The 19,974-nt window shown below is 72.7% G+C and carries 22 protein-coding genes; 9 read left to right on the forward strand and 13 right to left on the reverse strand.

What is annotated here, in order from left to right; translation table 11 throughout:
* Window position 1: 1 nt before the first annotated feature.
* Genes N538_RS0118145 through N538_RS0118175 form a run of 7 tightly spaced genes read right to left on the reverse strand, consistent with a single transcriptional unit; the run spans window position 2 to window position 5,163 of the window.
* Window positions 2–538 (reverse strand): DUF3558 family protein, encoded by a 537-nt coding sequence (locus N538_RS0118145; protein WP_028638478.1) that lies wholly within the window; start codon window positions 536–538, stop codon window positions 2–4.
* The gene (locus N538_RS0118150; RefSeq protein WP_028638479.1) at window positions 535–1,968 is read right to left on the reverse strand and encodes a sensor histidine kinase; all 1,434 of its coding nucleotides are present in this window, start codon (window positions 1,966–1,968) and stop codon (window positions 535–537) included. Before N538_RS0118150 ends, N538_RS0118145 begins: the two co-directional genes overlap by 4 nt.
* The gene (locus tag N538_RS0118155; RefSeq protein ID WP_028638480.1) at window positions 1,965–2,672 is read right to left on the reverse strand and encodes a response regulator transcription factor; all 708 of its coding nucleotides are present in this window, start codon (window positions 2,670–2,672) and stop codon (window positions 1,965–1,967) included. Before N538_RS0118155 ends, N538_RS0118150 begins: the two co-directional genes overlap by 4 nt.
* Window positions 2,673–2,718: 46 nt before the next feature.
* Entirely contained in the window at window positions 2,719–3,597 is an 879-nt protein-coding gene (locus tag N538_RS0118160) for a fructosamine kinase family protein (RefSeq protein WP_028638481.1), read from the reverse strand.
* Window positions 3,594–4,091 carry a low molecular weight protein-tyrosine-phosphatase gene (locus N538_RS0118165; RefSeq protein ID WP_036571262.1) on the reverse strand — a complete coding sequence of 166 codons (498 nt, stop codon included), beginning with the start codon at window positions 4,089–4,091 and terminating at the stop codon, window positions 3,594–3,596. Before N538_RS0118165 ends, N538_RS0118160 begins: the two co-directional genes overlap by 4 nt.
* Window positions 4,072–4,473 carry a phage holin family protein gene (locus N538_RS0118170; protein WP_028638483.1) on the reverse strand — a complete coding sequence of 134 codons (402 nt, stop codon included), beginning with the start codon at window positions 4,471–4,473 and terminating at the stop codon, window positions 4,072–4,074. The genes N538_RS0118165 and N538_RS0118170 overlap by 20 nt, the downstream gene beginning before the upstream one ends.
* A 9-nt stretch (window positions 4,474–4,482) precedes the next feature.
* Window positions 4,483–5,163, reverse strand: coding sequence for a GntR family transcriptional regulator (locus tag N538_RS0118175; RefSeq protein ID WP_036571266.1), 681 nt, complete (start codon window positions 5,161–5,163; stop codon window positions 4,483–4,485).
* An 88-nt stretch (window positions 5,164–5,251) separates the two neighbouring features.
* Here N538_RS0118175 and N538_RS0118180 point away from each other — a divergent pair, with 88 nt between their 5' ends.
* The 3 genes from N538_RS0118180 (at window position 5,252) to hisC (ending at window position 7,900) form a co-directional block, all read left to right on the forward strand.
* Window positions 5,252–6,136: a dimethylarginine dimethylaminohydrolase family protein gene (locus N538_RS0118180; protein WP_028638485.1), complete on the forward strand. Its 885-nt coding sequence runs from the start codon at window positions 5,252–5,254 to the stop codon at window positions 6,134–6,136.
* 131 nt (window positions 6,137–6,267) lie between these two features.
* On the forward strand, window positions 6,268–6,819 hold the full coding sequence (locus N538_RS0118185) for a VanZ family protein (protein WP_028638486.1): 552 nt from the start codon (window positions 6,268–6,270) through the stop codon (window positions 6,817–6,819).
* Between the two features lie 10 nt (window positions 6,820–6,829).
* Window positions 6,830–7,900 carry a histidinol-phosphate transaminase gene (gene hisC, locus N538_RS0118190; RefSeq protein ID WP_028638487.1) on the forward strand — a complete coding sequence of 357 codons (1,071 nt, stop codon included), beginning with the start codon at window positions 6,830–6,832 and terminating at the stop codon, window positions 7,898–7,900.
* 14 nt (window positions 7,901–7,914) lie between these two features.
* On the opposite strand, the gene N538_RS0118195 is transcribed toward hisC, so the two are convergent.
* Both N538_RS0118195 and N538_RS0118200 read right to left on the reverse strand, forming a co-directional pair.
* The gene (locus N538_RS0118195) at window positions 7,915–9,174 is read right to left on the reverse strand and encodes an MFS transporter (protein WP_051549425.1); all 1,260 of its coding nucleotides are present in this window, start codon (window positions 9,172–9,174) and stop codon (window positions 7,915–7,917) included.
* Window positions 9,171–9,746, reverse strand: a complete 576-nt coding sequence (locus N538_RS0118200; RefSeq protein ID WP_051549426.1) for a winged helix-turn-helix domain-containing protein — start codon at window positions 9,744–9,746, stop codon at window positions 9,171–9,173. Before N538_RS0118200 ends, N538_RS0118195 begins: the two co-directional genes overlap by 4 nt.
* A gap of 72 nt (window positions 9,747–9,818) precedes the next feature.
* Between N538_RS0118200 and N538_RS26110 the strand changes: the two genes are divergently transcribed.
* On the forward strand, window positions 9,819–10,943 hold the full coding sequence (locus tag N538_RS26110) for a glycoside hydrolase family 3 protein (protein ID WP_197025392.1): 1,125 nt from the start codon (window positions 9,819–9,821) through the stop codon (window positions 10,941–10,943).
* Window positions 10,940–11,881, forward strand: a complete 942-nt coding sequence (locus N538_RS0118210) for a glutathione S-transferase family protein (RefSeq protein ID WP_028638490.1) — start codon at window positions 10,940–10,942, stop codon at window positions 11,879–11,881. The genes N538_RS26110 and N538_RS0118210 overlap by 4 nt, the downstream gene beginning before the upstream one ends.
* Before the next feature lie 593 nt (window positions 11,882–12,474).
* Here the strand turns inward: N538_RS0118210 and N538_RS0118215 are convergent.
* Window positions 12,475–12,762, reverse strand: coding sequence for a DUF1905 domain-containing protein (locus N538_RS0118215; protein WP_028638491.1), 288 nt, complete (start codon window positions 12,760–12,762; stop codon window positions 12,475–12,477).
* Between the two features lie 29 nt (window positions 12,763–12,791).
* Window positions 12,792–13,736: a family 43 glycosylhydrolase gene (locus N538_RS0118220; RefSeq protein ID WP_231496291.1), complete on the reverse strand. Its 945-nt coding sequence runs from the start codon at window positions 13,734–13,736 to the stop codon at window positions 12,792–12,794.
* Window positions 13,737–13,877: 141 nt separating this feature from the next.
* On the opposite strand from N538_RS0118220, the gene N538_RS0118225 reads away from it, so the two are divergent.
* The 4 genes from N538_RS0118225 to N538_RS0118240 all read left to right on the forward strand — a co-directional run bounded on the left by N538_RS0118225 (window position 13,878) and on the right by N538_RS0118240 (window position 18,513).
* On the forward strand, window positions 13,878–14,798 hold the full coding sequence (locus N538_RS0118225) for a cation diffusion facilitator family transporter (RefSeq protein ID WP_028638493.1): 921 nt from the start codon (window positions 13,878–13,880) through the stop codon (window positions 14,796–14,798).
* Window positions 14,799–14,961: 163 nt separating this feature from the next.
* On the forward strand, window positions 14,962–16,131 hold the full coding sequence (gene pdhA, locus N538_RS0118230) for a pyruvate dehydrogenase (acetyl-transferring) E1 component subunit alpha (protein ID WP_028638494.1): 1,170 nt from the start codon (window positions 14,962–14,964) through the stop codon (window positions 16,129–16,131).
* Complete coding sequence (locus N538_RS0118235; protein WP_028638495.1) at window positions 16,131–17,123, forward strand: alpha-ketoacid dehydrogenase subunit beta; 993 nt, start codon at window positions 16,131–16,133, stop codon at window positions 17,121–17,123. The genes pdhA and N538_RS0118235 overlap by 1 nt, the downstream gene beginning before the upstream one ends.
* Window positions 17,124–17,139: 16 nt before the next feature.
* Window positions 17,140–18,513, forward strand: a complete 1,374-nt coding sequence (locus N538_RS0118240; protein WP_028638496.1) for a dihydrolipoamide acetyltransferase family protein — start codon at window positions 17,140–17,142, stop codon at window positions 18,511–18,513.
* Here N538_RS0118240 and N538_RS0118245 read toward each other — a convergent pair.
* On the reverse strand, window positions 18,510–19,058 hold the full coding sequence (locus N538_RS0118245) for an AAA family ATPase (RefSeq protein WP_028638497.1): 549 nt from the start codon (window positions 19,056–19,058) through the stop codon (window positions 18,510–18,512). The genes N538_RS0118240 and N538_RS0118245 overlap by 4 nt on opposite strands.
* Window positions 19,058–19,942: a patatin-like phospholipase family protein gene (locus N538_RS0118250; RefSeq protein WP_036571269.1), complete on the reverse strand. Its 885-nt coding sequence runs from the start codon at window positions 19,940–19,942 to the stop codon at window positions 19,058–19,060. Before N538_RS0118250 ends, N538_RS0118245 begins: the two co-directional genes overlap by 1 nt.
* Window positions 19,943–19,974: the final 32 nt, after the last annotated feature.

Raw genomic sequence — 19,974 nt, forward strand, 5'->3', positions numbered from 1 at the left:
CCTATTCTCGCGGAGCCTTCCGGGCCAGCAGCGCGAGGAGGTCGGTGGCGCTCGTCACGAACTCGTCCTCGTCGTACGGCCTCAGGTGCACGGCGTTGACGCTCTGCACGAGGCCCTTGGTCTGGACGAACCCGGTCACCAGGATCCCGGACCTCCGCTCACGGACGGCGATCCGGGCGGCGTCGGCGCCGGGCACCGTGACCGGGTGCAGCTGGGTCGCGATGGCGCCCATCGAGTCGAGGGCCGCGTCGAGGCCGCCGTCGAAGTAGAGGTACGAGACGTCGTACGCCGGCCCGCCCTTCTCCTCCGGCACGAACGTGCAACGTGGCTGGTCGGTGGTCCCGGTCTGCTCGGTCACCTGCTCCCCGGCGATCCGGCTGACCGCCGCGGCCGTCAGCCCGTCGCAGGGGCTCCACGCGACGTCGGCCGCCAGGGTCTCCTGCGCGGAGGGGGCCGGGGAGCCGGACGGGTCGGACGACGAACAGCCGGCCAGCAGCGCCGCCGCGGCGAGCGCGACGGGGACGGCGCGTCCCCTCACGACGCGGGTGTCCAGTCCGGGACCGGGGCGATCGAGCCGGGCAGCCAGAGGGTCATCCGGGCGCCGCCGGACGGCGACGTGCTGGCCTCGACGGTCCCGGAGTGCCGGGACGCGACCTGGCGCACGATCGACAGGCCGAGCCCCGACCCGGGCATCGAGCGGGACTCCTCCGAGCGGTAGAACCGGTCGAACACGTGCGGCAGGTCCTCGGGACCGATGCCCGGCCCTTCGTCGTCGACGACCAGGGTGCCGTCGGCCATCCGGACGGTCACGGTGCCGCCCGTCGGGCTCCACTTCGCCGCGTTGTCCAGCAGGTTGGTGACGGCACGCTCGATGCCGGCCTGCTCGCCGACGACGAACCACGGCTCGAGGTCGACGTCGAAGGTCGTGCCCGGCGCGCGCCGGCGCACCCGGCCCACGGTGCGGTCGACGAGGTCGGCGAGGTCGACCTCCTCCACCACGTGGGTGAGCGGCTCGTCGCGGGAGAGCTCGACCAGGTCGCCGATCAGCGTGGTCATCTCCTCGATCTGGGCGCGCACGTCGTCGAGAAGCTCCTCCTTGGCCCCGGGCGGGAGCCCGCCGGAGCTGTCGGCCTGGCTGAGCAGGTCCAGGTTGGTGCGCAGCGAGGTCAGCGGCGTGCGGAGCTCGTGCCCGGCGTCGGCGACCAGCTGTCGCTGCCGGTCCCGGGACGCCGCGAGGGCGGCCAGCATCTGGTTGAACGCCGCGGTGAGGCGGGCGATCTCGTCGTCGCCCTCGACCGGCATCGGGCGGAGGTCCTCGGTGCGCGCGACCTCCTCGACCGACGCCGTCAGCCGGCGGACCGGGCGCAGGCCGTTGCGGGCCACCGCCCACCCGGCCATGCCGGAGGCGATCACACCGGCCAGCCCGAAGAGGAACATCACGATGCCGAGCTTGCGCAGCACCTTCTCCTGCGACTCGAGCGACTGCGCCACGACGAGCGCCTGGCCGGGCTGCTGGGTCGGCACGGTGACCACGCGGAACGCCTGCCCGGCGGCATAGATGGTGCGGATGCTCTCGTGGGCATCGCCGGTCGCCACGTCGACCTCCTGCTGACCGAGCTCGAGCTGGTCGTCGGAGCTCTTCGTGGTGGAGCACGTACGGACCGCCGGGGTCGCGCCGACCTGGATGAAGGCGATGCGGACGTCGGCGGCTCCCAGGGCCCAGGTCGGGATCTCGCAGTCGCTGGTGATCTCGGCGAGGGCCTGCGACTTCGCGGCCTGGGTCGCCCGTTGCACCAGCGAATCGTCGAGCGTCGCCTGCAGCTGCATCCGCACGGTCAGGTAGGCGCCGAAGGCGACCAGCAGGACCGTCGCGCCGGCCGCGATGGTGGTGAGGACGGTGACCCGGGAGGCCAGCGAGCGGCGGTAGTGCCACCGCCCGTCCGGGCCGGCGGGTGGGAAGACGGTCACGATTCCTTCAGCACGTAGCCCACGCCGCGGACGGTGTGGATCAGGCGGGGCTCCTCCTCGGCCTCGGTCTTGCGGCGCAGGTAGCCGACGTAGACCTCGAGCGAGTTGGCGGTCGTGGGGAAGTCGTAGCCCCAGACCTCCTCGAGGATGAAGGAGCGCTCGAGCACGCGGCGGGGCCGGCGCAGGAACATCTCCAGGAGGGTGAACTCGGTGCGGGTCAGCTCGATCGGCCGCTCCCCGCGCCGGACCTCACGGGTCGCGATGTCCATCGAGAGGTCGGAGAACGAGAGCACCTCGTCCTCGGCGTCCTCGTCCCGAGGGGCGGCCCGGCGGAGCAGCGCCCGGAGCCGGGCGAGCAGCTCCTGGAGGGCGAACGGCTTGGTGAGGTAGTCGTCGGCGCCGGCGTCGAGCCCCTCGACCCGGTCGCCGACGGCGTCGCGCGCGGTGAGGACGAGGATCGGCAGGTCGTTGCCCGCGGTGCGCAGCGCGCGGGTCGCCTCGATGCCGTCGAGCCGGGGCATCATCACGTCCATCACGACCACGTCCGGGGCGGAGGCGGCGATGCCGGCGAGCGCCTCGGCGCCGTCGCTGGCGAGGGTGACGGCGTACCCGTTGAACTCCAGGGACCGCCGCAGCGACTCACGGACCGCCTTGTCGTCGTCGACGACGAGGACGCGCGGCTTCGGTCCGGGAGCGGTGATCACGTCCCTACTGTGCCAGCCATGCCTGAGTCCGCACTGAGAGCGGCGCTCACGTGTAGCGGGCCGCGATGTCGGCCGCGCGACCGGCGTACCCACCCCCGAAGTGGCAGGCGTGCACGAGCAGCGGGAACAGCTGGTGCAGGGCGAGCCGGTCCTCCCAACCGTCGGCGAGCGGGTTCGTGCCGGCGCACGCCTCGGCGTACGCGTCGAGCATCCGCGGCAGGTGCGGCAGGCCGAACAGCGCCAGCATCGCGAGGTCGATCTCCCGGTGGCCGCCGTACGCCGCCGGGTCGATCAGCCACGCGTGGCCGTCCAGGCCCCAGAGCACGTTGCCGTTCCAGAGGTCGCCGTGCAGCCGCGCCGGTCCTTCCTCGGGGACCAGCGCGGCCAGTCGCGGCACGACCGCCTCGATCGCGGCCGCCTGCTCCGGGGTCGCCGAGCCGCGGTCCCGGGCGAGCTTGACGTAGGGGAGCAGCCGACGGACCGCGTAGAACTCGGCCCAGCTGTCGCAGGGCTTGTTGGGCATCGGCAGCTTCCCGATGAAGCCGTCCCGCTCGCGGCCGTACGACGGCGCCCCGGCCGCGTGGGTGGTGGCCAGCTCGCGGCCGAGCGCGGCCGCGGCGTCCACCGAGCTCTTGCCGGGCTCGACCCAGCGGATGATCAGGCACTCGTGGTCGACGGCGAGCACCTCGGGGACGTGCGCCGCCCCGTCGGGCGCCGGCTCCGCCAGCCACCGCAGGCCGGCCGCCTCGGCGGTGAAGAAGTCCTCGGGCGCGTGCGGCAGGGTCTTCATCAGCGCCGTGGTCCCGTCGCTGAGCCGCAGCCGGGTGGACGTGGCGATGTCGCCGCCGGCGATCGGCGCCGTGGCCACCACCGACGAGCCGAGGAGCTCCTCGGCCCTGCGGGCGACCAGCGGCTGGCGCGTCACGTCGCGCGCTCCTCCAGTGCGGCGACCAGCGCCGCCGTCGTTCGCTCGACCATGGCGAGGACCTCCTCGAAACCGGAGTCCCCACCGTAGTACGGGTCCGGCACGTCTCCGCCCGGTTCGAGCGGGTCGAAGTCGCGGAACAGCCGCACCCGGTCGCGGCGGCCGCCCAGGTCCGCGAGGTTCTGGGCGTCCATCGCGAGCACCAGGTCCTGGGCGTCGAGGTCGTCGGTCCCGGCCCACTGCTGCGCCCGGTGGTGCGTGGGGTCGTACCCGGCGGCTGCCAGCGTCGCCGCGGCGCGCCGGTCCATCGGGTTGCCGACGTGCCAGCCGCCGGTCCCCGCGCTGGTCACCTCGACACGGTCGTCGAGCCCGGCGTCGGCGAGCTTCGCCGCCAGGACGACGTGCGCCATGGGCGAGCGGCAGATGTTCCCGAGGCAGACCAGGGCGACCCGGTAGCTCCCGGGCCGCCGCGGCTCAGGCGTCCCGGGCGTCACCGAAGAGCAGGCCGACGACCCAGGTCACGACCGTGATCACGATGGCCCCGCCGACGGCGTTCCAGAACCCGTTGACGTAGAAGTCGATGTCGAACAGCCCGGCCAGCCACTCGGTGAAGAGCAGCATCAGCGCGTTGATCACCAGCAGGAAGATCCCGAGCGTGATGATGATGAACGGGATCGACAGGAACTTGATGATCGGGCTGACGAACGAGTTGACGATGCCGAGGATCAGCGCCACGAACAGCAGCGCCCAGACGTTGTCGGCGACCTCGCCCCAGCCGGACGAACCCGTGAAGCCGATGCCGTCGAAGATCAGGACGGCCGCGGCCAGCGCCACGGCATTGGTGGCGAGCCACCCGACGAACTTCGCGAAACCCACGACGCCACCCTAGGGGGTGACCAGGCCCAGGGCGCTGAGGATCGACGTCTCGGCGTCGTCGAGGTGCTTCTGGAGGAACGCCGAGGCCCCGTCGACGTCGCCCCTCTCCAGGAGCATCACCAGCTGGGTGTGGGTGTCGGCCTGGTCGTGGGCGTTGCGGCGGATCCGGTCCACCTGGGCCAGGGCCAGCTTGAGCTCGCGGACCAGGCTCTCGGCCATCGCCACCAGCCGCGGCGACCCCGTGAGGCCGACCAGCGAGATGTGGAACGCGAGGTGCCGCTCGTTCAGCTCCTGGTACGTCGCCGCGTTGCGGACCGCCCCCGTGTAGCTGACCAGCGAGGTGCGGACGGCGTCCCGCAGCCGCTCGTCGGCCTGCCGCCAGCAGCGGACGCCGGCGCCCTCGAGGACCCAGCGGGCGCGGCAGATGTCGTGCACCGTGGCCGCCTCCGTCGTCGCCACCGAGACCCCGCGGTTCGGCTCCCGGGTGGCCAGCCCCTCCGCGACCAGCAGCCCGAGCGCCTCGCGGACGGTCGGGCGGGAGACGCCGAGGGACTCGGCCAGGGCCACCTCCCGCAACGGCGTCCCGCTCTCGAGCTCGCCGTCGAACAGGGCCCGGCGCAGCTCGTCGGCGACGCGGTCCACGGTCGAGGAGAGCTCGAGGTGGAGCGTGCTGAACGGCGGTTCGGCCATGGGGGCCATTCTGCTCTACACTCCGGTCTGTCAGGTTGTCTGACAATCTGGCAATACCGAGCACCTGCGCGTGAACTGAGGAGGGACCATGGACCTGCACTGGGGCCGCCGCTACGTGATGGTCGAGCCGACCCACTTCCGGGTCGAGTACCGGATCAACCCGTTCATGGACCTCGCCGACCAGCCCGACCCCGCGCGTGCGCTCGCCCAGTGGCGCGAGCTGGTCGCCACCATCGAGCGGCTCGGCGGCACCGTCGACGTGGTCCCGCAGCGCGCGGACGCGCCGGACATGGTCTACGCGATGAACCTCGGCCTCGCCCTGGTCCGCGAGGACGGCGTCCCCCACGTCGTGATGTCGCACATGCGCTACCCCGAGCGCCGGATGGAGACGCTCTCGGCGCAGCCCTGGTTCGCCTCGCGGGGCTTCGCGACGTCGTACGTCGGCCGCGACGCCGTCGGCCCGCACCTCGAGGCCGGTGACGCGTTCGCGTTCGGAGATGCGCTGGTCGTCGGCTACGGCCCGCGCACCGAGGAGCTCGCGCTCAAGCACCTCGCCACCGAGCTCGACGTCCGGGTCCGCGGCCTCCGCATCACCCACCCGGGGATGTACCACCTCGACCTGGCCTTCTGCCCCCTCGACGACCGCCGTGCGCTGGTCTGCCCCGCAGCCCTGGACGAGGAGTCCGCGGCCGCGCTCCTCGACCTGGTGCCCGAGCCGCTGGTGCTCACCGAGGAGGAGGCGCTGACGACGTTCTGCGCCAACTCGATCGTGCTCGGCCGGACCGTGCTGATGCCCGCCTGCCCCGACCGGGTGCGCGCCCGGCTCGAGGAGTGGGGCTTCGAGGTCGTGCTCGTGGAGGTCTCCGAGTTCCACAAGGGCGGCGGCTCGATCCGCTGCCTGACCAACCCCGTCGACGTCACCATCGGCCGCGACCTGCCGTCGGTGCCGGGCGGCGAGGTGCTGCTGCCGTAGGGGGCGGGCCCGGGCGGGTTTCTCCGGCTGACCGGAGAAACCCGACGACACGCCGGGACACCAGCGGCGTGTCGGGCGGGTTTCCCCCGACAACCCCGAGCGCGCCTCCTGAGCCCCGCTACGGTCGAGGCGTGTTTCCGGTCGGCGGCGTGGGGGTGATGCTCGCCCTGGTCGTCGTCTCCGGCCTCGGCTGCGCGCTGCTCGCGGTGGGGCTGAGCCGGTGGCTCGGCTGGCTGACCGCCGTGTCGGTGGCCGGGCTGGTCTGGTCGGTGCTCGTCATCGGCTCGATCACCCTCATCCCCGCGAACGGCGCTCCGGGCATCGTGTCCGCGGAGGGCCGGCTCGTCACGTGCTCCTGGGACATCGGTGGCCCGGCGCCGGAGGGCTTCTGGATCTTCGGCGGCGGCCAGCGGACGCTCAACGCCGTGGTGTTCGTGCCCGCGGGGGCGCTGCTGGTCCTGGCCCTCGCCCGCTGGCCGCGGTTCGCGTGGGTGGGGGTACCGGTCGGGCTGGTGCTGCTGGCGGCGTACTCGATCGGGATCGAGGCGACGCAGCTCGCGCTGGCGCGGATCGACCGGGCGTGCGACGTGACCGACGTGATCGACAACGTCACCGGCGCGGTCGTCGGGGTGGCCGTCGGCATCCTGCTGGCGCTCGCGCTCCGCCCGTGGCGCCGTGGCTAGGGTGCTGCCCATGACCAGCCCCCAGCCCCGGTCGAACGTCGCGGAGATCCCGCCGTACGTCGCCGGGAAGCCGCCGACGGTGCGCCCCGGGATGACCTCCTACAAGCTGTCGTCGAACGAGAACCCGTACCCGCCGCTCCCCGGTGTCGTCGAGGCCGTGCAGGCCGGCGTCGGCGCCATGAACCGCTACCCGGACATGGGCGCCTCGGCGCTCTACGAGGCGCTGTCGCGGAAGTTCGGCGTGCCCGCCGGGCACCTCTCGGTCGCCACCGGCTCCGTCGGGCTGATCTACCAGCTCGTGCAGGCGTTCTGCGACCCCGGCGACGAGGTCGTGTTCGCGTGGCGGTCCTTCGAGGCCTACCCGATCGCGGTCACCGCCGCGGCCGCGACCGGCGTCAAGGTGCCGGTGCTGGCCGACGGCCGGCACGACCTGGACGCGATGGCGGCCGCCGTCACCGACCGCACCAAGGTGGTGCTGGTCTGCACCCCGAACAACCCGACCGGCCCCGCGGTCACCCAGGCCGAGCTGGACGCCTTCCTGGCGAGGGTCCCCTCGGACGTCCTGGTCGTGGTCGACGAGGCGTACGTCGAGTTCGTGCGGATGCCCGACGCCGTGGACGGCATCGCGACCTACCGCCGCCACGAGAACGTCGTGGTCACCCGGACCTTCTCCAAGGCCTACGGGCTCGCGGGCTTCCGGGTGGGGTACGCCGTGGCGCCCGCTCCGATCGCGGCGGCGTTGCGCGCGGTGTCGCTGCCGTTCGGCGTCTCGACGGTCGCGCAGGCGGCGGCGATCGCGTCCCTGGAGCGGCAGGACGAGCTGTTCGAGCGCGTCGACGCGCTGGTGACGGAGCGCACCCGCGTCGTGACCGGCCTGCGTGAGGCCGGCTGGCACGTGCCGGAGGCGCAGGGCAACTTCGTCTGGTTCGACCTCGGCGAGCGGACGCTCGACTTCGCTGCCGCGGCCGACGAGGCCGGGATCGTCGTGCGCCCGTTCGCGGGCGAGGGCTGCCGGGTGTCGATCGGCGAGACCGAGGCCAACGACCGGCTGCTCGCGGTCGCCGCGGCCTTCCCGCGCTAGGCCGGGGCGCGGCGTCAGCGAGGCGCCACCTCGACCTCCGCATGCGCACTCGCGTCGGGCCGCCGGTCCATCTCGCGCCAGCGGGGGTCGACCGCCGGCAGCATCGTGACCGCGAAGTAGGCGAGGCCGACGACCAGCATGGCCGGCTCGAGGCCGACGCCGGTGACGAGCACGCCGCCGAGCAGGCCGCCGAACGGGATCAGCGCGAAGCACATCGCCGTCGTCAGGGAGGACACCCGGCCGACCAACGGCTGCGGGATGCGCTCGAAGATCACCGCGCCGAGCACCGGGTTGATGAACCCCGCGGCGAAGCCGCAGGCCACGGTCGCGGCGACGATCAGCCAGAGCGGGCTGTCGAACGCGAACACGGCGTACCGCGGCAGGCCGCAGACCAGGAACGCGAGCAGGTAGGTCCGGTAGCGCGGCAGCCGTGACGCCCAGGCCGCGGCGCAGACGGCGCCCAACGCGGAGCACCCGCCGAAGACGGCGAACACGAGACCGATCGCGCCTGCGCCGCGTCCGGAGTCGACCGCCCAGACCGGCACCAGGACGCTGACGTACGCCGCGTCCAGGAGATTCGTGAGCGCGACCATCACCGCGATGCCGAGCAGCACCCGGTCGCCGCGCAGGAAGTCCCAGCCCTCGCGCAGCTGGCGCCGGTAGGACGCCTCGTCGTCCTCGACCACCGGCGGGGGTGCCGGCAGCGAGCGGGTCGTGAGGATCAGCACGACAGCCGAGATGCCGAAGGTGGCGGCGTCGACGACGAGCGCGTTGGTCGCTCCGACGACAGCCACGAGACCGCCGGCGAGCGCCGCGCCGAGCATCGACGAGGTGCGCTCGACCGTGCCGGCCAGGCCGGTGACCCGCTCCATCGGCACGTTCGCGTGCTCGGCGATCGCCGGGACCAGCGCGTGCTTGGCCGAGTCGCCGGGTCCGCGCAGGGCACCCGCGACCGCGACCAGGGCCAGCAGCAGCGGGAAGGACAGCAGGTCCAGCAGGTGCAGCGCCGGGATCGAGCCGACGACGACCAGGCTGCCGAGGTCGCAGGCGATGCTGACCCGGCGCGCACCGGCCCGGTCGATCATCGGGCCGCCGAGCACCTTCAGCACGACCATGGGGAGGGTCTCGAACAGCGCGACCAGGCCGGTCTGGGTGGCCGAACCGGTCGTCGTGAGGACCAGGAACGGCAGCGCGATCATCGACACCCGGGTGCCGGTGAGCGAGACCGCCTCCGCGGTCAGCCAGCCGTAGAGGGGCGTACGGCGCAGGGTCACTCCTCGGCCCCGCCGACCCGGCCCGGGTACGGGAACCCGTTGAGCTGCACGACGTACTGGACCGCCTCGTCGTCGTCCTCCTGCTCGGGCTCGGCGTGCAGGACCTCGGCCAGCCTCTCGACGAGCGCCTTGGCCCGGGCGGGGGTCAGCTTGATCACCCAGTCGCTGTAGGTCGTCGCGTCGGACCAGGCGGGCGGCAGCAGCCCGAGCTCCTCGACGGAGCGCTGGAGGGTCTGGGTCATCACGACCGCGACGGACTGGAGGTAGGCCTCCAGCGTCTCGGCGTCCGCGGGGTCGGCCGGCCGGGCCGTGTCGGTCGTCGTCGACTGGTGCGCGGCCCGCCACCAGCGGTCCCGGGCGTTGCCACGCGCGGTGTCCTCGGCCACGAAGCCGTGCCGCTCCAGCTGGCGCAGGTGGTACGACGTCGCGCCGGTGTTCAGGCCGAGCCGGGTCGCCAGCGTGGTCGCCGTGGCCGGCCCGTCGATGCGGAGCAGGCCGAGCATCCGCAGCCGGAGCGGGTGGGTCAGCGCCTTGAGGGCCTCGGGGCTCGGGGTGATGGAGGTGACGTCCATGGCAGCACGGTACGACTGCAAAGAGACATTTGCAAACGGTTCTTTGCAGTCACGTCTTGTAGCGTCGCCGCTGTGCTCCCTCAGCTCCTCGTCCCGTTCGTCGCCACCCTCGCGATGGCCCTCCCGCACGCGGCCCCGGACCGGCCTGCGGACGTCCTCGCGGACATGTCGCTGGCGCAGCGGGTCGGGCAGCTGTTCATGGTCGGGACGCCTGCCGCCGAGGTGGACCAGCGGACCCGAGCCCAGATCGGGCGCTACCACGTGGGCAACGTGATGCTGACCGGCCGCAGCTACGGCGGCGTCCGCGCGCCGAAGCACGTCTCGAAGGTGATGCGTGCCGAGGTTGACGCGGCCTCGACCGACCGCGTGCGACTGCTGGTCGCCACCGACCAGGAGGGCGGCCTGGTGCAGGTGCTCCAGGGGGGCGCCTTCTCCGACATGCCCTCTGCCCTGACCCAGGGGAGCTGGGGGCTGCCGAAGCTGCGCGGCGCCGCGCGGGCATGGGCCGGGCAGCTGCAGAGCGCCGGCGTGAACATGAACCTCGCGCCGGTCATGGACACCGTCCCGAGCCCGCAGGCCGCCCAGCACAACCCGCCGATCGGCGGGTACCAGCGGGAGTTCGGGTTCACCACGCGCGTGGTCGCCCACCACGGGGTCGCGTTCCTGCGGGGGATGACCGACGGCCACGTCGTACCGACCGTGAAGCACTTCCCCGGCCTGGGCCGGGTGCGCGCCAACACCGACACGCACGCGAACGTGACCGACCGCGTGACCCGGCGACACGACCCCTACTTCCGGCCGTTCCGGGCGGCGGTCACCGCCGGCGTGCCCGCGGTGATGATGTCGACGGCGTACTACACGCGGCTCGACCCGAGGCACCCGGCGGCGTTCTCCCCGTTCGTGATCGGGACCGTGCTGCGCGGCGACCTGGGCTTCACGGGCGTCGTGATCTCCGACGACCTGGCGCGCGCGAAGCAGGTGGCCTCGTTCAGCCCCGCCGGGCGGGCGCTGCGGTTCATCGGCGCCGGCGGCGACATCGTGCTCACGGTCGACCCCGACCCGCTGCCGGCGATGTACGACGCGGTGCTGGCCCGGGCGCGCACGAGCGAGAAGTTCCGGGACAAGGTGGACGCCGCGGCGCTGCGGGTGCTGAGGGCGAAGGACCGTCAGGGCCTGCTGCCTACAGTGAGGCCATGAGCGACTCGGGCGAGTACCAGCGCGACGCCAACTACATCCCCGACCGGATCACCCGGGGCGCCCGGAAGCCCGAGCACGGGCCCGTGGAGGGCGAGTTGTGGCCGGTCGAGCCGGGCCGGTACAGACTCGTCGCGGCAAGAGCGTGCCCCTGGGCGAACCGCTCGATCATCGTCCGCAGCCTGCTCGGGCTCGAGGACGTGATCTCGATGGGCCTGTGCGGACCCACCCACGACGAGCGCAGCTGGACGTTCGATCTCGATCCCGGCGGCCGCGACCCGGTGCTCGGCTACGAGCGTCTGCAGGAGGCCTACTTCAGGCGGTTCCCCGACTACCCGCGCGGCATCACGGTGCCGGCGGTCGTCGACATCGAGTCGGGCGGCGTGGTCACCAACGACTACCCGTGGATCACCCACGACCTCTTCCACGAGTGGCGCGACTTCCACCGGCCCGACGCACCCGACCTGTGGCCCGATGACCTCCGCGAGGAGATGGACGAGGTCATGGAGCGGATCTACACGGAGGTGAACAACGGCGTCTATCGCGCGGGGTTCTCCACGTCGCAGGAGGCGTACGAGGCGGCGTACGACCGGTTTTTCGCGACCCTTGACTGGCTCGAGGACCGGTTGACCGACCGGCGCTACCTGATGGGTCCGTCCATCACCGAGGCGGACATCCGGCTGTTCACGACGCTGGCCCGCTTCGACGCGGTCTACCACGGGCACTTCAAGTGCAACCGCAACAAGCTCACCGAGATGCCGGCGCTGTGGGGCTACGCGCGCGACCTGTTCCAGACGCCCGGCTTCGGCGACTCCATCGACTTCTTCCAGATCAAGAAGCACTACTACGTCGTGCACTCCGACATCAACCCGAGCGGCATCGTGCCGAAGGGTCCCGACAACTCGGTCTGGCTGACGCCGCACGGCCGGGACGGGCTCTGACCGGGATCGGCGCTCTGACGGGATCCCCGGCTCGCCGGGGATCCCCTCGCTTCTCGGGCGTTGCAACGGCCGAAAAGCGACAGGAGTGCCCGACCGGTGTGACGGGAGGGGCTACTGGTGGTCGTCGAACGTGGCCGGTGAGCGGCGACCGGTACGCCGCGATCGGCTCGGTGATCACGATGCGGCCCCGACCGGCGCGGCCCGGCTGGCGGGTCGGGATCCGGAGGTGTCCGCGGGCGCTCACACGTCCACCTGCAGCCGCACGTCGACGACCATGCCCGGCTCTGGCGGGACAGCTGTGACGGGATCCCCGGCTCGCCGGGGATCCCCTCGCTTCTCGGGCGTTGCAACGGCCGAAAAGCGGCAGAAGTGCCCGACCGGTGTGGCGGGAGGGGCTACTGGTGGTCGCCGAACGTGGCGGTGAGCGGCGACCGGTACGCCGCGATCGGCTCGGTGATCACGCTGCGGGCGGCGACCGCCGCGGCCCCAGCCCGCGCGGCCCCAGCCCGCGCGGCCCAGCCCGCGCGGCCCAGCCCGCGCGGCCCAGCCCGCGCGGCGCCGGCGCGCCGGGATCCGGACGTGTCCGCGGGCGGTCAGACGTCCACCTGCAGCCGCACGTCAACGACCATGCCGAGCTCGATGGCCTCGGCCCTGCGGACCCGGTCCTTGAGCGGCACCACGTAGCTGCCGTCCCTGGGCCACAGCGACGTCGTCCACGCAGTGTCACCGATGGTCACCGTCACCGGGATCATGCCCCAGCCGTAGGTCACCGCCGCGGCGGTCTCCTGGAGCTGCTCGGCCTCGTCCTCGGGCACCCACACGAAGTGGTACGGCGCGGGGCCGCGCCACTCCCAGACCTCGCCGCTGAACTCCAGCTCCACGGCGACAGCCTAGGCGGGCCGAGCCGGGGTCAGCGGCGGACGAACCCGTGCACGTGCGGTGTGGCGTGCCGCCAGTGCAGGTACGCGGCGTACAGCACCCGGCGCGCCCACGGACGGGCCGCCCGCCCGAGCTCGAACCGGTGCGGGCAGGGGCGCCGGCCGTGGCCGCACGTCCAGCCGTGGAAGTAGATGATCGGCTGCTTGCGCCCGGCCGTCAGGACGTCGGCGCCGCCGGGACCGCAGATGCGGGTGTTGTCGCGGCGCAGCAGGGAGTGGGCGCGGGCGTGCCGCCACCCGAAGAGGTGCCGCGACGTCCGCCAGGTGGTGCGGTAGTCGCAGCTGCCGAAGTAGCCCTCGGAGGTGAACAGCACCAGGTGCTTGCGGTGCCGGACGAGGACCGGGTTCTCGACCGTGTGCCCGCTGCGCAGCAGCACCCGGGCCCTCGCGCGGTCGCCGCGGTGGAGGCCGTCGCGGGTGAGCCGGATCATCCGGATCGACGTCGGGTTGCCCTGCGTCTTGAACAGCAGCGTCCGGCCACCGTTCGCCCGCCGGAACCCGGACGGGTCGATGGCGCCCTGCGGAGGGCACACCAGGGGGTGCTTGCCGACCGGGTGGAACGTGTCGAGCACGTGCCGAGCCGCAGCGACACCGATGCAGCGCCGCCGGCCGTGCGCCACCGCCGAGTAGTACAGGAGCCAGCCGCGCTTCGCCTGCACCAGGTCCGGCGCCCAGACCTGGTCCGACCTGACCCACCGCGGAAGGTCCACCAGGGCTCGGCGCACGGGGCGCCACGGCCCACGCGGCGAGCGGGACACCGCCCGGGGCGCGAGGTAGCCGGTCGCGACCGCGACGTACCCCCGCGAGAAGGACGCCACCGAGGGATCGGCGAACCGGTCCTGGTGGATCAGCGGCGTCGCCCGCTGCAGCGGCGCCAGTGACGCGTCCGCGCCGCCGCCCAGCGAGACCGTCATCATCACCACGAGGGCAGCCGACGCCGCCCGAATCCCCCACCGCACCTGTTGCCGCCCCACCACTCGCACCCGGTTGTGAGCGCACAGGATCACCCGCCGGGCGGCCGCGCGCAGGACAACACGCCGAATCGTCACAATGGACGCATGGGCCACGACCACGACCACGACCACGCCGCCGGTCGCGCGGCGGACCGCGGGCGGCTGCGCGTCGTGCTCGTCGTGACTCTCGTCGTGATGGCACTCGAGGTGGTCGGCGCGATCGTCACCGGGTCCCTCGCGCTGTTCGCGGACGCGGGCCACATGGCCACCGACGCCGCCGCCGTGGTACTGGCGCTCGGGGCGTCGTACGTCGCGACGCTCCGCGGCGGACCGCGCTCGACCTTCGGGCTGCACCGGGCCGAGATCCTCGCCGCGCTCGTGAACGCGCTGGTGCTGCTCGTCGTGTGCGGCTACCTGGCCTGGGCGGGGATCTCGCGGCTCGCCGAACCGGTCGAGGTGGACGCCGGGCCGATGGTGCTGTTCGCGCTCGTCGGCCTGGTCGCCAACGGCGGGTCGCTGTACGTCCTCAACCGCTCCGACACCGGCTCGCTCAACCTGCGCGGTGCGCTGAACGAGGTGCTCGCGGACCTGCTGGGGTCGCTGCTGGCCGTCCTCGCCGGTCTCGCGATCCTGCTCTGGGGCTTCGACCGGGCCGACCCGATCGCCTCGCTGGCGATCGCCGCGCTGATCCTGCCGCGCTCGCTGGTGCTGCTGCGCGAGGCCTCGCTGGTGCTGCTCGAGGTCGCGCCGGCAGGGCTCGACCTCGACGACGTCCGCACACACCTCCTCGAGATGTCCGGTGTCGTGGACGTGCACGACCTGCACGCCTGGACGATCACCAGCGGCATGCCGAGCCTGTCCGCGCACGTCACCGTCACCCAGCAGGCGCTCGACGAGCACGGCGTCGGCGGCATCCTGGACCGGCTCTCCGAGTGCACCGCCGAGCACTTCGACGTACGCCACTCGACGTTCCAGGTCGAGCCGGAGACGCACCAGGAGCACGAGGACCTCGGTGAGGTGCACTAGGGCCGGCGAGGACGATTGGCGGGGGCGACGACGACGCAGGTAAGTTGAGTGTGCACGATTGTGTTCCGGGTCACAGGGCGCACCACCCCCGCGTCCCGCGTCCGGAGCGACAGCCATCGGCACGCGGAGACCCCGTACCGCCGACGACATCGAAGGAGCGCACGTGAGCACGCAGTCATCGGGTGAGACACCCGGCTTCGGGCCCGACCTCGTGGAGGTCTTCGGGCCCTCGCAGCAGGACGGCGGCCCCGAGCTCGTCCAGCTGCTGACCCCCGAGGGGGAGCGGGTCGAGCACCCGGACTTCTCCTTCGACCTCGGCGACGACGCGATCCTCGGCTTCTACCGCGACATGGTCCTGACCCGTCGCATCGACACCGAGGCCACCGCCCTCCAGCGGCACGGCGAGCTCGGCATCTGGGCGCAGCTGCTCGGCCAGGAGGCCGCGCAGATCGGCGCCGGCCGCTCGCTGCGTCCCCAGGACTTCGTCTTCCCGACCTACCGCGAGCACGGCGTCGCGTGGTGCAAGGGCGTCGACCCGCTCGACCTGCTCGGGCTGTTCCGCGGCGTCGACCAGGGCTCCTGGGACCCCGCCGACAACAACTTCGGCCTGTACACGATCGTGATCGGCGCGCAGACGCTGCACGCGACCGGCTACGCGATGGGCCTGCAGCGCGACGGCGTCGTCGGCACCGGCGACCCGGACCGCGACGCCGCGGTCATCGCGCACTTCGGTGACGGCGCCTCCTCGCAGGGCGACGTCAACGAGTCGTTCATCTTCGCGGCGTCGTACAACGCCCCGGTCGTGTTCTTCTGCCAGAACAACCAGTGGGCCATCTCCGAGCCGATCGAGCGGCAGACCCGGATCCCGCTCTACCAGAGGGCTCTCGGCTTCGGCTTCCCCGGCGTCCGCGTCGACGGCAACGACGTCCTCGCGACGTACGCCGTCACCCAGGCCGCGCTGCAGCGAGCCCGCGACGGCCAGGGCCCCACGCTCGTCGAGGCCTACACGTACCGGATGGGTGCGCACACCACGACCGACGACCCGACGCGCTACCGGCTCAGCGACGACCTCGAGCGCTGGAAGCTCAAGGACCCGATCGCCCGCGTGAAGGCGTACCTGCGCCGCAACGGCGTCGCGGACGACTCGTTCTTCGCGGACGTCCAGCAGGAGGCCGACGACCTCGGCCACCGGCTCCGCGAGGGCTGCAAGGCGTTGCCGGACCCGCAGCCGCTGAGCATGTTCGACCACGTCTACTCCGAGATGACCGAGGAGCTCGTCGCCCAGCGCGACGGGTTCGCGGCCTACCTGGAGAGCTTCGAGGGGGCGCACTGATGGCGACGCAGGGTACGCAGAGGATCACGCTCGCCAAGGGCCTCAACATGGGCCTGCGCAAGGCGATGGAGGACGACCCCAAGGTCCTGCTCATGGGGGAGGACGTCGGCAAGCTGGGCGGCGTCTTCCGGATCACCGACGGGCTGCAGAAGGACTTCGGCGAGGACCGCGTCATCGACTCGCCGCTGGCCGAGTCCGGCATCGTCGGCACGGCGGTCGGCCTGGCGCTGCGCGGCTACCGCCCGGTGGTCGAGATCCAGTTCGACGGGTTCGTCTACCCGGCGTACGACCAGATCGTCTGCCAGGTCGCGAAGATCCAGTTCCGGTCGCAGGGCAAGCTGAAGATGCCGATGGTCATCCGGATCCCGTTCGGTGGCGGCATCGGCGCGGTCGAGCACCACAGCGAGTCGCCGGAGGCGCAGTTCGCGCACACGCCGGGCCTCAAGGTGGTCGCCTGCTCGAACCCGGTCGACGGCTACTGGATGATCCAGCAGGCCATCGCCAGCGACGACCCGGTGATCTTCCTGGAGCCGAAGCGGCAGTACCACGCCGACAAGGCCGACCTCGACGAGTCCGCCACGCCCGAGCCGTTGTTCACCTCGCGCGTGGTCCGGGCCGGCACCGACGCCACCGTGCTCGCCTACGGCCCGATGGTGAAGTCCGCGCTGGCCGCGGCCGAGGCCGCCGCCACCGAGGGCAAGTCCCTCGAGGTCATCGACCTGCGCACGCTGTCCCCGCTGGACATGGCCCCGGTCTACGAGTCGGTGCGCCGTACCGGTCACGCCGTCGTCGCGCACGAGGCGCACGTCAACCTCGGCATGGGCGCGGAGATCGCGTCGCGGATCACCGAGCAGTGCTTCTACTCGCTCGAGGCCCCGGTGCTGCGGGTCGGCGCGTTCGACACGCCGTACCCGCCGTCCCGCATCGAGGAGGACTACCTCCCCGACCTGGACCGGATCCTGGACGCCGTCGACCGCTCCCTCGAGTTCTGAACCGGAGTTCTGAGCCATGCCTGAGTACAAGCTGCCCGACGTCGGTGAAGGCCTGACCGAGGCGGAGATCGTCGCCTGGCACGTCAAGGTCGGCGACGTCGTCGAGATCAACCAGATCGTCGTCGAGATCGAGACCGCGAAGTCGATCGTCGAGCTGCCGTCGCCGTACGCCGGCGAGGTGACCGCGATCCTGGTCGAGGCCGGCGAGATGATCCCGGTCGGCACGCCGATCATCGCGATCGGTGAGCCCGCCGCGGCCACCGCCGATGCCCCCGTCGAGATCGACCTGTCCAACCCCGCCGCCTCCGGTGGCGGCGAGGGCGAGTCGCTGGTCGGCCGCAACAAGGCCGACCGCGGCCCGGTCCGACGGGCCCGCAAGGTCGCGTCCGGCGCCGCCGCGGCGCACATGCAGGCGCAGGCCGCGTTCGAGGCCGGCGAGTCTCCGATGGTCGAGGCGGACGAGACGCCGGTGCCGTCCACGCCCGCAACGACGGCGCCTGCCGCGTCCGTCCAGGTGCTGGCCAAGCCGCCGGTGCGCAAGCTGGCCAAGGACCTCGGCGTCGACCTGCGGTCGTTGACGCCGACCGGGCCGAACGGCACGGTGTCCCGCGAGGACGTCGAGTCGGCCGCCGGCGGGACGTCGTCCGAGGTGGCTGCTCCGGTGGCCAGGTCGTACGACACCCGGCCGGGTGAACGGGAGACCCGGGAGCCGATCAAGGGTGTGCGCAAGATGATGGGCCAGGCCATGGTCCAGTCGGCGTTCACGGTGCCGCACGTGACCGAGTGGGTCACCGTCGACGTCACCAGGACCATGGAGCTCGTCGAGCGGCTGCGGTCGCGCCGCGAGTTCCGCGAGGTCAAGATCTCGCCGCTGCTGGTGCTGAGCCGCGCGGTGATGCTGGCGATGCGGCGTACGCCGGAGATCAACTCGTGGTGGGACGAGGCGGCCGGAGAGGTCGTGCTCAAGCGCTACGTGAACCTCGGCATCGCGGCGGCCACCCCGCGCGGGCTGGTCGTGCCGAACGTCAAGGACGCCGAGTCCATGTCGCTGCTCGAGCTCGCGCAGGCGCTGAACGCGCTGACCGCGACCGCGCGCGAGGGGAGGACGCAGCCGGCGGAGATGGCCGGCGGCACCTTCACGATCACGAACGTCGGGCCGTTCGGCGTCGACGGCGGCACCCCGATCATCAACCCGGGCGAGTCCGCGATCCTGTGCTTCGGCGCGGTCAAGAAGGCGCCGTGGGTCGTCGACGACGAGATCGTGGTGCGGCAGGTCTGCACGCTCGCGCTGTCCTTCGACCACCGGCACATCGACGGCGAGAAGGGCTCGCGCTTCCTGTCCGACGTCGCCGGGATGCTCGAGGACCCGGCCACGGCGCTGGTCTTCTAGGGGCCGTTCCAAGGGCGGCCGGCCGCGGCCCAGCTGTCCGGTCGCACCGGCGGCGGTCCGCCGCGCAGCCAGGCGGCCACGGCCCGGGCGTGGTCGGCCGGTGCCGCCGCGGCCGACGTCAGCCGGAACGCCTGGTCGGAGTAGGGGAACGCCGCGGCCCGCTCGCGGACCGAGGCCTCGTCGAGGTCCGTCTCCTGGCGTCGGCCCCGGAAGCGGCGGACCGCCTCGTCGGGCGGGACGTGGATCTCGACGACCCAGAGCGGGGTGTCCGGCGCGGCCGCGACCAGGCTGGCCCGCTGCTCGCGCCGGGCGTAGGTGCACTCGAGGAGCACGTCCCGCCCGCGGTCGAGCGCCAGGCGGGCGAGGACGTGCGCGGCGTCGTACCCGAGCATCCGGTCCTCGCGGCCCCGGTCCGATCCCGGGAGCAGCAGGTGGAAGAGCGCGTCTACCTCGAGGTGGACCCGGTCGGCGGCGAGCAGCCGCCCGATCGAGGACTTCCCCGAGCACGGCGGCCCGGACAGGAGCAGCACGCCGGCGGGCGGCATCAGTGCCCGGCCGTGTCGAGCGCGTCGGCCGTGAGCCGGCGGCCGAGCTCGATCATCTCGTCCGCGCGGTGGAACTCCAGCGACCGGGCGGCGCTGACCGGCACGGTCACCAGGACGTCCGGCGGCATGCCGGCCATCCGGTACCGGCTGATCAGGCCCTGCATCGCGTCCATGGACATCCCCACCACGTCGGAGATGCGGAGCTCGTCGAGCAGGCTCGGGGCGACCGGCTCGACGGTCCGCCCGACGGTACGGCGGACCCGGTCCACCAGCTCCTCGCGCCACGACGGCTCGGCCGCTTCCCGCGCGGGCGCTGACGGTTCCTGCGGCAGCCGGGCGCCGGACAGCGAGATCGCGATGGTGAGGTCGGCCGCCGCGGCCGCGGTCGGCTCGATCGGCACCGGGTTCATCAGGCCACCGTCGGCGAGCAGGCGGCCGTTCATCTCGACCGGCGTGATCACGCCCGGGATCGCGATCGAGGCCCGGATCGCCGACAGGAGCGGACCGCGCTGGAACCACACCTCGCGGCGGGCGTGCAGGTCGGTGGCGACCGCGGTGAACGGGACCGCGAGGTCCTCGATCAGCCGGTCACCGACCAGCTCCTCGACCTGCTCGAAGATCCGCTGGGCCCGGATCGCGCCGGGCGCGGACCACTTCGGGTCGAGGAGGCGCAGCACGTCGCGCTGGGTGAGCGAGCGCGCCCACTCGGCGTACGGCTCCATCCGGTCGGCCGCCGCGAGGCCGCCGACCAGCGCGCCCATCGAGGTGCCGGCGATCGCGACGATCTCGTGCCCGCGGTCCCGGATCTCCTCGATGGCGCCGATGTGGGCGTACCCGCGGGCACCGCCGGAGCCCAGGGCCAAGGCCACGCGGTGGGAGCTCATGTTGGCACCCTAGGGAACCGGGGTAGGACTCG

The organism is Nocardioides sp. URHA0032, assembly GCF_000620645.1.
Lineage (GTDB): Bacteria > Actinomycetota > Actinomycetes > Propionibacteriales > Nocardioidaceae > Nocardioides.